Genomic DNA, 12,680 nt, shown 5'->3' with positions numbered 1-12,680 from the left:
AATGGGGCAGGGTAACATCAAAATTCCCCTTACGCCTGCACAGTACCCTCAATTTGGAACATTATGGCCGCAAAAGATTTCTCCTAAGGGAAACTGGGCAAGCTATGCCATACAGTATGAGTCGGGAATGGACACCCTTTTTGTCAGGCATGAGAAAGGCAGTCCTGCATATTCCTTTCCGAGTGGCCGAGAAGGTTATTTTAATGGCGATTCTGCCTTTTTGTGCCTCGTTGCAGACAAATTGATTATTCAGGATTTAAAAACCGGAACGGCTAAGGCAATTGCAGGTGTTGCCAGGTATCGCATAATTGCGGACGGGAATATGGCTGTATTTCATAGTATCAATGACGGTGGCGAAACACTGACTATATATAACAGCCTTGGTTTGCCGTTACGGGAATTTGGGAAAGTCACCGCTGTAGGATTTAACGATTCCACGGATAAGATGGTTTACTGTTCGAATGATGGTCATGTCTCCAGGATGTGCATAGCCGCTTTAACGGGCAGGCTGACAAATGAGTTGCTTATATCCGGACCTTCGGCAGGGTTTTCACATCCGGTTTGGAAAAAAGAAACGATTGCCTTTACATCCCTGGGGCCTGCCGCGGTTTTATATAGCTATAATACAAAAAGCAAGCTGTTGAAAAGTTATCCCGGAATAACGGGCAGCGCGGGTGGGATGAAGTTATCAGGCGAATACGGGTCTTTATATATCTCAGGGGATCAAAAACGGATTTTCTTTCACCTTATTGAAAATGATATGGTAAAGCAAGAGGGGGGTGTACAGGTATGGAATTCGCTGGACCGGCAGCTATACCCTAACAGGCAGCGGTATGGTGACCAGGCTCGAAAAAACAAAATTGCCGTCTGGGATTTGGAAAGGAATGATACCGCACAATTAACCGACAGCCAATATCAGTTTGAAACCCTGAACGGCGCTGCAGATAAGCTTATAGCATCTACTGTCAGCAATAAGCCATCATTGCATTTACAGCATGAAAGTAAAAATATATGGGTAACTGATATTTCAAGCGGCGTTAGGCGTGAGATACTGACGGAGAATCCAGTCACCCTGCAGTCCATTATTGCTTCGCCCGGTGGCCGCTATATCAGCTATACAGATGGTCACAACTGGTGGCTATACAACCTGTTTAGCGGAACCTCTAAAAATATAACTAAAGAAATACCTTTTCCAGTATTTAATGAAGCCCACAACAAGCCTTCAAGCCCTGAACTTTACGGTTCTGCTGGCTGGGTTAAAGGTGACAGGGCGATGTTGGTTTATGACAGGTTTGATATATGGGAAATTTCACCTTCAGATGGCGTTCCGGTGCGGCTAACATTTGGGCGTGAGAGAGGATATTCTTATCGCGTTGTGCAAGGCCAGCCAGAGCTTTCAGGTTATGAATTCTCAAATAATATAGCGCGTTCGGTTGACTTGGAAAAAGGGCTTATGCTTCAGGTTACTGATGTTGAGAACCAAGTAATCGGCTACAGTTTGCTGAACGGGGACGGGAAGATGATTCCACTGGTTAAGCCCCTCAGTAAAACTTCACACCTGTACAAGGCAGCTATAGCTGATAAATACATATACATGGAACAGGATTTCGATATTCCAAGGCAGCTCATGCACCTTTCCATGCCGGGAGGTAAAAGGAAAACCATTTTTAAGAGCAACCCGCAACAGGAGAAGTATCTATGGGGCCGTTCTGAAAAAATCTCCTTCAATTATAACGGAAGGACACTTAGTGCGGCCTTATATTACCCCGCAAATTTTGTGTCTGCCAAAATGTACCCTATGATTGTTCAGGTTTATGAAAGGCAATCCCCCTACGTCCACGAATTTACCAATCCTTCCTATCTCGAACAGGGGGGCTTTAATATAACGAATTATACCGCTAATGGTTATTTTGTGCTGTTGCCTGATATCGGGTACGAGATCGGTAATACGGGAAATTCGGCAACCGGGTCAGTTAATGCCGCTGTCGATGCTGTACTTGCCCACGGCCACGTTTCCGCTGACAAGGTTGGTTTGATAGGGCATTCGTTTGGCGGTTTTGAAACCGCAATTATAATCACAAATACTGACCGTTTTGCAGCTGCTGTTTCGGGATCTGCATGGACAGATTTGGTCAGCGGCTATTTCAGTATAGGTAAGAACACAATGACTGCCGATTTTTGGAGGTATGAGCAGGACCAGTTGCGCCTGGGAAAATCACCCTATGAAGATATCGTGCCGTATATTGATAACTCTCCCGTCCTCAGGGCGGATGCTGTCAATACGCCATTACTGTCCTGGGCAGGGTTACAGGATGAGACAATCAATCCGTATCAGAGTATTGAATTTCATCTTGCATTAAGAAGGCTTGGTAAAATAAATACTTTGCTGCTTTACCCGACAGAACCCCATATGCTTTTAGAACCTCTCAACCAGGAAGATTTATCAAAACGCATTGAGCAGTGGTTTGGGCATTACCTTAAAGGAGAACCGGCACAAGGCTGGATGATGCCACGATAAAAATGAATACCGCCGTAGTGGCGGTATTCTCTTAATGATTTACTTATGGCGTAGTGCGCATAAGAATGCTCGGACAGACATTCGGGTTTGAAGAATCGAGTCGGTAAAGTGTTGAACCGTCGATGTCAGATTTACACACGAAGTTACCCGTGTTGGCACAATCCTGCACCTGTTGGCAGTTTTGCGGAGCGCTTACATGCTTGTAGCCCGGCAATGATGCTGTTTTGCTTTCAGATTGTTCGGCAGCATTGTTTTGCACAGCCCCGCCAAAACCTAAGGCAGCAATCGCTAAAGGGGCAACGATAGAAAAAAGTTTGGTTTTCATAATTTACAAAATTAAGTTGGTGATCTACTCTGTTACAGGTTTTCGATCTTCCCCTGACTATTGGCCGATAGATTAAAAAGGCTTTACCTATGGGATCAGTTGAGGTTACTGGGTGTTCCTCATTAATATGCTTGGACACTGGTTCGGATTTGTTGACTCCAGGCGGTAAAGAGTTGACCCGTCAATGTCCGATTTGCACACAAAGCTTCCTGAATTGGAACAAATTTGCACCTGCTGGCAATTTACAGGCGCGCTGACATGTTTGTAGCCCCATTCAGGTGCTAGTCTTTTTCCTGCTGTTTCATCTGCGCTGTTTCTTAGAGCCCCGCCAAAACCCAGTGCAGCAACTGCAACAGGTGCGATAAAAGATAAAATTCTTGTTCTCATAATAATAAAAATTTAAGTTGGTGGTCTACTCTTTTCCAGGTTTTCGACCTTCCCCTGTTACCGGTGATATTACCTCTTATGCCTGTAGTATTTGGTAATGGTCGAATCGAGTTGGTATTTGACGATCCTATTACCCACCAAGCCAAAAAGTGCCGATTTTTCGACTACAAAATCTCTCAGCTTTTTGCCGTCTTCATTATAAACATAAAAGCTCAGCCTATACGAATTATCAGAAAGATCGTAGATATCGATGATGCTGGCCTCACGCCACATCCTGCTGCCTTCATAGCGGCCGGGAATCCTGGAATGTACAAAAAGCAGGTTGTCATAGACGGCGCAACCTTGGTTTACGGTTAATGGGATATGCCCGAGTTTTTTTACGCCATGTTTTTCAATGTTTACGATATCAACATTTGCCTTTGAAATCGTATCGATCGTATGTAACCGTTTTACGATGTCAAGGTTTGGTTCAGACACGATGAATTCATTCCGGTAGGCATACAGATAGACAATTTTTTTATAGGCTGGACTGTATAGCAGGTGCCCGTCCGTATCAAATAATCCATCCTTTTGCTTTTCAAGAAAGTTTTCATTGAGCAATGTTTTATTTTGGTTTTTAATAGATGTAAGCCCTATCACGCTCTCGGCATTACCCCTCCTTTGGGTTCTTAAAACTAAAGCCGAAGAATCTACAGGCACTGCCAATGTGAAATATTCATCATTCATCTTCACTAATTGTGCTTTCCAGTCGCTGGTCCTTCCACGGAAAATACAGGGCACCGCTCCGTCTGTAGCATAAAAATAAGGGGGCTGTACATTTATTGTTAAGGCGCGGAACGGTAAATCCTTCCTGTCGATTCCAATCCTGTAATGCCTGATGGACTGCAATGATGAATCAATCTCCCCGACATTAAGGTTAGCGGTGCGGTTTCCTATGTAGACTTTACCCTGGGCAATACCGGCAATATAGAATGAATTGAATTTGAGATCAAGCTCGTGCACTTTCGTAGCAGGGAAATGGGTAAACCGCCGTATAAAACTATTGTTGTAATGGATTATATTCTCTGATATAATGAATAGCCCAACCATGGCGCCTGCTGAAGCAAGTGTTACAGCAAGTAATTTTCCTATGATGCGGCGCGCATTATTACTTTGAGGTTTCTCTTTTTTATACAGCAAAATAATTGCGAGTGCCGCCATTAAGACAAACACAATATTAAAAATTAGGTGTTCAGTCCACCCCATTTTTTCCAGGATCCCGCCACAGGAACACGGCACGACCGAACTGAAATTTATAATAAGATAGATGTAAGACGTAAACATTGCCATTAGCCCCAGGGCCAGGTAAAATCCCATTAACTGGCTACGCGGAAACATCAGTAGTGCCGCAATTACCAACTCTGTTAACGGCACAAGCCAGATGATATACTCGGCCAATGCCCCTACCAGGGGCGATTGGCCAACCTGAACCCTGAAGTTCGTAAAATCAAGCAGTTTGCTGACCGAAGCATATACAAATAATAGGATGTAGAGATAACTTATAACTGCTATTACATAACGTTTGGAACAGGAAGGGATTTTCATAATTTGCCAGTAAGGTTATACATTCTTTATAATGGCTAAGTTACCTACTGACAATACAATAGCAGTTTCATAAACCGCTCAGCAAATTGTAAAAAACAGGCTTTTTTTAATTGTAAAAGGCTGCAAAATTGCAGCCCTCACATAAGTCATTTGGAAGTAGCGATTGCCTTAAGCTTTTCGCTTAGCTCCATAAGCCCTGCTTTCTGTAAAAAATCATCGGACAATTCTTTTAGTTCCTGCTTTGCATCTGCGGATGCCGAGGCAAATAATCCTATTTTACTCTCTTGTTTTTCATTGAGCCCCTGCTCCAGAACATGGGTGAGCAACAAAACATTTTTCCTTGAGATACGCAGATCAATTCGCACCGCATCATTCATTCCCGGGCTGCTTAGTATTGTATCAAATACCTGGGCAGCTTCATTCGTTGTCAGCATAAATTAATGGATTTAGATTAAACAATATACATCACTAATTTAGCCATTTCCCATCATAAAAACCTTCGGTATAATTTACCCTTGGTCTGATGTGATTGTAATGCTGAAAGAATCGTGCAGAAAAAACCTTCACTGTCTTCAGGATTTTTCTTTTGCAGTGTCGAAAAAGAATGCCTTTCGCCCTGCACGGCATTCACTTTCTAAGGACGCCTTAAACAATTGCTGCTTTTAAAAGATAACGGCTTGTCAAGGGAGATTGCCTCTCTGTCGCAATCGGCAAGATGAACGGTTGTATCACACAACCGGATCTTGCCTCCCTTCCTCGGAACTCGGGGGAGGAAAAAAAGTGTCAGATACTTTTTTAGAATCTATAATACAGATCAATAATTACATAGAAGTTTAAAGTGTACGTGAACTTAAGTACTACAAACTTTAGTATATTTGTCAATACGCAATAGTAAGCGAATAAATAGTATGCCTATTTAGTAATCAACTTACTTTACTCACTGAATATAAATTATTTGATGAATTATAACGACCGTCCATACTATAATGAATTACCTTACGATCCGAGCGATGTTGACATCAGACAGCAAACATTTACGGTCGGTTATATTGTAGATATGATTTACCACGGTGAAATTGAACTATGGCGTGAAAAAGATTATCAACGAAAGATTGGCTCTTGGAGTAAGAACCAAAAAAGCAGATTAATCGAATCGTTAATAATGCGCATCCCATTGCCAATATTTTATTTTGATGGAAGTGAACGACCGTGGAAAGTTGTCGACGGTCTACATCGTCTGACTACTCTGCATGGTTTCATTGTCCATAATGATTTTACTCTTCACGATCTTGAATATCTCAAGGATCTTGAAGGCTATAATTTTAGTGAGCTCCCATTCCAATACCAAAGAGTTATCCAACAATCTCAGATTCAGGCTTACGTCATCAATCCAGGCACCCCTGACAAAGTAAAACTTAATATATTCCAACGCATAAATACTGGCGGCAGTTCTCTAAGCCGCCAGGAAATCAGGAATGCGTACTATCGAGGAGTACCAGCCGATTATTTGGATACGCTTTCTACTCTTAATGAGTTTTTGAGGGCTACACAAAACAAATTTTCGGAAAAGAAAATGAAAAATAAAGAGGCTGTCCTGCGCTTCTTTGCATTTTATAAATTTCTTGACGATTATGCTCCTCCCATGGAAAAATTTTTAGATTTTGCAATGGAAGAAATCTATAGAACAGATCCAGCTGAACTTCAGGATATAAAGTATCGTTTCGCTAATAGCATGTGGGCATGTAATAGATTGTTTAACGAAAATGCATTTTATTATTTGAACAGAAACGGCCATCGCGAGGGCAATAATATAAATATTGCTCTTTTTGAAACTTGGGCGGTAAATTTAGCACGTCTATCGGAGAATGAACTGGATAAAATTGTTAACTCCAAAAATTTAATAATACCTGACTTTTTAATGTTATTACAAGATTTGGAATTTAATAGGTCATTTACTTCCAGTACTTCAGGAAGAAGAGCGGTACAGATAAGGTTTCAACATATAAGTTATTTAATACAACATACACTAAATGCTTACTGATTTATATTTATATCAATTCAAGCGCTTTCTAAATGAGCACATTGAGTTATTTCCACTAACTCTCCTTACAGGTATCAATGGAATGGGTAAGTCATCCGTAGTACAGTCTTTATTAATACTTCGACAAAGTTTTGATAGAGGTGACTTGCAAAATCATGGAAGATTGATAATAGACGATGTACTGGCTAATTTGATTAGTCCAGACGATATGTTAGCGGCTGATGCTATCGACACATCTGTTTCATTCACTTTAACTGATGAACAGGAAAATAATGCTAAGTGGTCGATAGAAGCTAAAGGAAAAACCAATACTCTGACAACACTAGTTTCAGAAAAAAATGGGAATATCTATGACAGTTCATTATTTGCCTCTACATTCCAATATCTTAATGCAGAACGTATAGGCCCAAGACCCAGCTATGAAAGGCCAACAATTACTAGACATCATAGCCCTGTAGGCTATGCTGGTGAATTTGTAGCTAATAGAATTCTGGAAACCATTAATGACGAAGTAAAACTTGATGGTGTGAGAGTAGGAAATGTTACAAGAGTATATGATCTGATATCATATTGGGTTAGCGAAATTATTTATACCGGTTCAAAAGTTATAATTGATGGAAGTGATACTTCTAAAATTAACTTGGAATATACATTTAAAGATCAGCCTAACAAAAGATTCAATCCCGTAAATATTGGTTTTGGATTTTCTTACGCTCTACCGGTCATTGTAGCAATTTTAACAGCGGAACCTGGCTCGTTACTTATAGTCGAGAATCCAGAAGCACATCTTCATCCAAAAGGCCAATCCCGAATGGGTAAACTTTTAGCACTGGCCGCTGAAAGTGGTCTTCAAATTGTAGCTGAAACGCACAGTGATCACTTACTAAATGGAATTCGTGTTGCAGTAAAACACAAAGAGCTTAATCCAATAAAAACGCAGATACATTTTTTTACAACTGGAAAAGATTTAAAAAAGTTGTCTTTTGCTATACAAAAAGAAGGAACCCTAGAGCGTTGGCCTGAGGGTTTCTTTGATGAGTGGGACAATAGATTAACTCAGCTAATAGAATAGAGATGCACGCTTATATAAATGATTTTTCATATGCGCCTGAAGTAACTTCTAAAAACTTCTTAACATTACTTGATGATTTTATAATAACTTGTGAGAGGATTTCTAAATTCTCTGTCCAGAAAATTTTTATGGCGGACGATTATAAAGGTAAATTGATAATTTCAGATAATTCTTTTTCTGATCATCATCTTGACAGACATAAGAAAGATGAGCGTATTACCCGCGTCAAAAGTATAATAGCAAATAATCTAACAAAGATTTCCGACGACGAGGACGATCAATCTATTCAATATGTGAAGTGGCAAAATAAAGAATCCGAATTTTTTCGACGAGCAGTAAACCGCAAAGCGCCAGTTATTAGTTTTAGAACTCTCATAGATTTTGATGAAAATTTTTTTAATGTCACTAATGAATTTATTGATAATGCAGACAACCACAATATAATAAATGATCAAATAGTTAACTTAAGTAACAAGATCCACTTTACAATTCATGAGAAGTTTCTTCGAGAAAAAAAACTTGAAACCTCCAGTTTAGATGCAAAATGGAATGCCATAGAAAATCCTGTTCGATTCGCAGACATAAGTAAAGAGATAGTTAATGATGAAAATTTAAACAAGATAAGAACAAGTGCTGATTCTAATGAAAGAGTAAAATCTGCCAATTGGATAGGCAGGAGAATTGCAGAACTAAATGGATGGGTTTATAATGGCGATTTGAGTAGAATCAACCATCGATTAGTATTTAAAGCACGCAATGTAACAGCATATTTGTCTATTGATACAAAAACAGTTTCATTTGAGGTTTTTGACAGAAAAGGTAGACACAAAGGTGAATGCAATTTTGAAGGTGATTGGATTGATAATGCAGATCCAAAAGGTCGTCATGACTTAAATTTAGAATAAATAGTTCATTAGAACTATTCCAGTTCTTTACTTTCATAAAATAAAAATATAATAGGCTCTGAAAATTTTATTTATTGAATTTAAATCTAACTTTAATAATTCCAATCCATAAGATCAATAAATCATAGTCATAGGTTAAATTTACCTAAGATAGATTTTATGTGACAATGTCAATACATTAGTGTTAATGTAATTGATATGTAATGGAAGCAGGCACCTATAAAACAAAATGGTTACATCTCAGGCTCACGCCGGATGAACTCAAAGAATTGCATGGCAAATTCAGTAAAACTACTTGCCGAAATCTTAGCCAATATGCACGTATTATATTATTCAATCGGCCTGTGGTTGCTTTTTATCGGAACAAATCTCAGGATGATCTGATACAACAGCTGGCCGCTCTTAATCGAGAGCTCGAATCCATTGGAAATAATCTTAACCAAGTTACCAAAAAAATGCATACCCTTCAGCCCCCTGAACAACGGTTGTGGGGATTGCAATTCAAGGGACAGGCTGAAGCTGTACTCCTAAAAATTGACAAGGTTAAAGAAATAATGCAGCAACTTTCCAATCGATGGTTGCGATAATAAAGGTGGGTAGTTCGATTAACCGGATGCTGAACTACAATGAAAATAAGGTCACCCAGCAAAAGGCAATCTGCCTTTATGCCGGAAACTATCCCGTCGATGCCAATAGGCTAAATTTCACTATGAAGCAGGGGTACTTGCTTAGGCAAATGCAACTGAATACAAACGTTAGCCGGAACAGCCTGCATATCTCGTTGAATTTTGACCCGTCGGAAAAGGACTTGGGCAATGATAAAATGACTGAGATTGCTGGTGCTTACATGCAGGAAATTGGTTTTGGGGAACAGCCTTACCTGGTGTACCGCCACTTTGATGCGGGGCATCCCCACCTGCATCTGGTTACTACCAATATCCGGCAGGATGGCAGCAGGATTGACCTGCACCATCTGGCAATACGCAAGTCCGAGCCGGCAAGGAAAAAGCTCGAAGAAGCATTTGGTCTTATACGTGCACAAGGCAGGCGGGCAATTATCGAGAAGGCAGGGACGCGCCCTGCAGAATACGGGAAGTCCGAAACCCGTAACGCTATACAGAATGTGCTTGACGCGGTGCTCAGCAAATATAAATACACCTCCCTGGCAGGCCTTAATGCTGTACTGGGCATTTACAACATCAGGGCAGATAGTGGTGCTGAAGGCTCCCGTGTGAACCGACATCACGGCCTGCTGTACCACATTGTGGACGATAAGGGGGAAGCAGTGGGTGTTCCGGTTAAAGCGAGCTTGTTCCATACCCGCCCTACACTGGCAAGGCTCGAGGTAAAGTTTGCAAAGAATGCAATTACACTTGGACAGCACAAAGCACGTGTGAAAAATACAATTGACAGGTTACGCACGGATGGGAAACCTTTACGGTTCGAGGAGATGGTATCGGGGCTTGCAGCACAGGGGATAACCTTGGTAAAGCGGCAGAGCGATGAGGGCCGCCTGTACGGGATAACGTATATAGATCACCAAAGTGGCGCTGTGCTTAACGGGAGCGATCTGGGAAAAGCCTACAGCGCCAAAGAAATGCTGAACCGCTTCCCTGATGTACCTCCCTCGAATCCTTTACGGGTTCGTGAACAGGGTAAAGTAAGGGAAAAACTGGATGCTATTGCGACTGGTGTTTCAACCGGCAATACTGGTGCTGCACAGTTAATACAGCAGATCAGTTCGATATTGGATACGCTAACCAGAGAAGAATTTGGTGGGGATTATATACCAAAAAACCTGACGCGTAAAAAGCGGAGGAAACGAAGGGGGCAGCAGGGAAACAGCTAAATGAAGGAGTATGAATACGGGAGAAAATGAGCAGGCACTCAGGAAGATTCTGGATATGACAAGGCTTATAAGCCTGACAGTCCTTTTCCTGCATTTTTACTATGAATTTCACAGGGTATTTGAGCTTTTCGGGTTCACTACAGCCCTCACCGATAATATCCTTTCCAACATCATAAAGACCGGTTTGCTGTCTTCCTTCGCCAAGCCAAAGTGGATAGCATTATTATTCCTGCTCATCTCCCTGATGGGTGCCAAGGGCCGCAAGGATGAGAAGTTAAATTTAAAGACTGCAATGAGGGGATTTGCTGTTGGCTTTATACTTTTTGTTACATCAGGGCTGGTGGTCAAATTATTTAGCGAAATGCTGATATGCTTTTTTGCTTATTTGGCAGTTACAGCCATCGGCTATCTTCTTATGCTTTCCGCTGGTACAAAACTATCCAGGCTCATTACCCGAAAACTTGATGGAAAAGATATTTTCAACAAGATAAACGAGACTTTTCCGCAGGAGGAACGCCGTCTGGATAATGAGTATTCCATTAATTTACCGGCACGATACCACCTTAAGGACAAGGTACGCAGAAGCTGGGTTAATATCATCAACCCCTTCAGGGGCCTCATGGTCCTGGGCACACCAGGGGCAGGTAAATCGTATTTTGTGATACGCCACGTAATCACCCAGCACATTGCCAAAGGCTTTACCATGTTCGTGTATGATTTTAAATTTGACGATCTCTCCCGTATTGCTTACAACTCATGGCTGAAACATAAGGACAGCTACCCTGTGCCGCCGAAATTTTATACCATCTGCTTCGATGACCTGAGCCGCTCACACCGATGCAATCCCCTTGACCCTTCATCAATGACCGATATTACCGATGCGGCCGAATCTGCACGTACCATACTGATGGGCCTAAATAGGGAATGGATCAAAAAACAGGGCGATTTCTTTGTCGAGTCACCCATCAACTTCCTGACAGCCGTTATCTGGTACCTCAGGAAATATAAGGATGGCAGGTTCTGTACCCTGCCCCATGTGATTGAGCTTATGCAGGTGGAATATGACAGCCTGTTTACGCTGCTCAGGACAGAAAAAGAGATCGAGGTGTTAATCAACCCGTTTGTTACGGCGTATCTTAATGACGTTATGGAGCAACTTGAGGGGCAGGTAGCTTCGGCAAAAATTGCCTTGGCAAGGCTTTCCTCGCCGCAACTATACTATGTCCTTTCAGGTAATGATTTTACCCTGGATATCAACAATCCTTCCGATCCCAAGATCGTATGCATGGGAAATAATCCGCAGAAGATACAGATCTATGGTGCAGTACTTTCCCTTTTCGTAACGCGGCTTGTAAAGCAGGTTAACCGGAAGGGCATGCAGAAAAGCAGCCTAATATTTGACGAGTTCCCGACCATCTACCTCAACAACATGGACAGCCTGATCGCAACGGCCAGAAGCAATAAAGTAGCGACCTGCCTGGGAATCCAGGATTTCAGCCAGCTGCGCAAAGATTATGGGCGGGAACAGGCAGAGGTAATCATGAACATTACCGGAAACATCGTTGCAGGACAGGTGACAGGCGATACCGCGAAGCAGCTTTCCGAGCGCTTTGGCAAAATCATGCAGGACAGGGAAAGCCTTTCCATAAACAGCAACGACACCTCGATAAGCAGGTCAAAGCAGTTAGAATCGGCCATACCGCCCTCTAAGATTACGGCGCTCAGCTCAGGTGAGTTTGTAGGCATGGTAGCGGATGAGCCCGAAAATAAGATTGATCTCAAAGCATTCCATTGCGAGATACAAAACAACCATGAAGCACTCCGGAAAGAGGAAGCCGGCTACAGGGAAATTGAAGCGGTCCGAAAGATTGACAACGGTATCATTATACGAAATTACGAACAGGTAAAGCAGGATGTGCAGGAAATCATACAATCGGAAATTGAAATGCTGCTTGCCGACCCTGCAAAAGCAGGAATGGTTATTCGCAAATGACAGACA

The 12,680-nt window shown here is 41.8% G+C and carries 11 protein-coding genes; 7 read left to right on the top strand and 4 right to left on the bottom strand.

What is annotated here, in order from left to right:
* Position 1: 1 nt before the first annotated feature.
* Positions 2-2,518 (top strand): prolyl oligopeptidase family serine peptidase, encoded by a 2,517-nt coding sequence (locus ACLI09_RS01755; protein WP_411417858.1) that lies wholly within the window; start codon positions 2-4, stop codon positions 2,516-2,518.
* A 43-nt stretch (positions 2,519-2,561) separates the two neighbouring features.
* Here ACLI09_RS01755 and ACLI09_RS01750 read toward each other — a convergent pair whose 3' ends face one another.
* The 4 genes from ACLI09_RS01750 to ACLI09_RS01735 form a co-directional block, all read right to left on the bottom strand.
* Positions 2,562-2,843: a hypothetical protein gene (locus tag ACLI09_RS01750; RefSeq protein WP_411417857.1), complete on the bottom strand. Its 282-nt coding sequence runs from the start codon at positions 2,841-2,843 to the stop codon at positions 2,562-2,564.
* Positions 2,844-2,948: 105 nt separating this feature from the next.
* The gene (locus tag ACLI09_RS01745; protein WP_411417856.1) at positions 2,949-3,230 is read right to left on the bottom strand and encodes a hypothetical protein; all 282 of its coding nucleotides are present in this window, start codon (positions 3,228-3,230) and stop codon (positions 2,949-2,951) included.
* A gap of 69 nt (positions 3,231-3,299) precedes the next feature.
* On the bottom strand, positions 3,300-4,814 hold the full coding sequence (locus ACLI09_RS01740) for a MauE/DoxX family redox-associated membrane protein (protein ID WP_411417855.1): 1,515 nt from the start codon (positions 4,812-4,814) through the stop codon (positions 3,300-3,302).
* Between the two features lie 146 nt (positions 4,815-4,960).
* Positions 4,961-5,248, bottom strand: a complete 288-nt coding sequence (locus ACLI09_RS01735; RefSeq protein WP_411417854.1) for a hypothetical protein — start codon at positions 5,246-5,248, stop codon at positions 4,961-4,963.
* Positions 5,249-5,772: 524 nt separating this feature from the next.
* Here ACLI09_RS01735 and ACLI09_RS01730 point away from each other — a divergent pair.
* From ACLI09_RS01730 to mobC, 6 genes are all read left to right on the top strand, one after another.
* Positions 5,773-6,855, top strand: a complete 1,083-nt coding sequence (locus ACLI09_RS01730) for a DUF262 domain-containing protein (RefSeq protein ID WP_411417853.1) — start codon at positions 5,773-5,775, stop codon at positions 6,853-6,855.
* Positions 6,845-7,927 carry an AAA family ATPase gene (locus ACLI09_RS01725; protein ID WP_411417852.1) on the top strand — a complete coding sequence of 361 codons (1,083 nt, stop codon included), beginning with the start codon at positions 6,845-6,847 and terminating at the stop codon, positions 7,925-7,927. Before ACLI09_RS01730 ends, ACLI09_RS01725 begins: the two co-directional genes overlap by 11 nt.
* A gap of 2 nt (positions 7,928-7,929) precedes the next feature.
* Complete coding sequence (locus ACLI09_RS01720) at positions 7,930-8,832, top strand: hypothetical protein (RefSeq protein WP_411417851.1); 903 nt, start codon at positions 7,930-7,932, stop codon at positions 8,830-8,832.
* 203 nt (positions 8,833-9,035) lie between these two features.
* Complete coding sequence (locus ACLI09_RS01715; RefSeq protein ID WP_411417850.1) at positions 9,036-9,419, top strand: plasmid mobilization protein; 384 nt, start codon at positions 9,036-9,038, stop codon at positions 9,417-9,419.
* Entirely contained in the window at positions 9,407-10,681 is a 1,275-nt protein-coding gene (locus tag ACLI09_RS01710; RefSeq protein WP_411417849.1) for a relaxase/mobilization nuclease domain-containing protein, read from the top strand. Before ACLI09_RS01715 ends, ACLI09_RS01710 begins: the two co-directional genes overlap by 13 nt.
* 10 nt (positions 10,682-10,691) lie before the next feature.
* Positions 10,692-12,674, top strand: a complete 1,983-nt coding sequence (mobC, locus tag ACLI09_RS01705; RefSeq protein ID WP_411417848.1) for a conjugal transfer protein MobC — start codon at positions 10,692-10,694, stop codon at positions 12,672-12,674.
* The last annotated feature ends 6 nt before the right edge of the window (positions 12,675-12,680 follow it).

The sequence above is a fragment of the Flavobacterium sp. RHBU_24 genome (assembly GCF_046613695.1).
GTDB lineage: Bacteria > Bacteroidota > Bacteroidia > Flavobacteriales > Flavobacteriaceae > Flavobacterium.
This window is presented reverse-complemented; position numbering and strand designations above follow the sequence as displayed.

What these genes read in the sequence shown, in the direction of transcription:
- ACLI09_RS01745 (WP_411417856.1), bottom strand. Translation starts at nt 3,230, where the DNA reads ATGAGAACAAGAATTTTATCTTTTATCGCACCTGTTGCAGTTGCTGCA.
- ACLI09_RS01720 (WP_411417851.1), top strand. Translation starts at nt 7,930, where the DNA reads ATGCACGCTTATATAAATGATTTTTCATATGCGCCTGAAGTAACTTCT.
- ACLI09_RS01710 (WP_411417849.1), top strand. Translation starts at nt 9,407, where the DNA reads ATGGTTGCGATAATAAAGGTGGGTAGTTCGATTAACCGGATGCTGAAC.
- ACLI09_RS01735 (WP_411417854.1), bottom strand. Translation starts at nt 5,248, where the DNA reads ATGCTGACAACGAATGAAGCTGCCCAGGTATTTGATACAATACTAAGC.
- ACLI09_RS01740 (WP_411417855.1), bottom strand. Translation starts at nt 4,814, where the DNA reads ATGAAAATCCCTTCCTGTTCCAAACGTTATGTAATAGCAGTTATAAGT.
- mobC (WP_411417848.1), top strand. Translation starts at nt 10,692, where the DNA reads ATGAATACGGGAGAAAATGAGCAGGCACTCAGGAAGATTCTGGATATG.
- ACLI09_RS01715 (WP_411417850.1), top strand. Translation starts at nt 9,036, where the DNA reads ATGGAAGCAGGCACCTATAAAACAAAATGGTTACATCTCAGGCTCACG.
- ACLI09_RS01755 (WP_411417858.1), top strand. Translation starts at nt 2, where the DNA reads ATGGGGCAGGGTAACATCAAAATTCCCCTTACGCCTGCACAGTACCCT.
- ACLI09_RS01750 (WP_411417857.1), bottom strand. Translation starts at nt 2,843, where the DNA reads ATGAAAACCAAACTTTTTTCTATCGTTGCCCCTTTAGCGATTGCTGCC.
- ACLI09_RS01725 (WP_411417852.1), top strand. Translation starts at nt 6,845, where the DNA reads ATGCTTACTGATTTATATTTATATCAATTCAAGCGCTTTCTAAATGAG.
- ACLI09_RS01730 (WP_411417853.1), top strand. Translation starts at nt 5,773, where the DNA reads ATGAATTATAACGACCGTCCATACTATAATGAATTACCTTACGATCCG.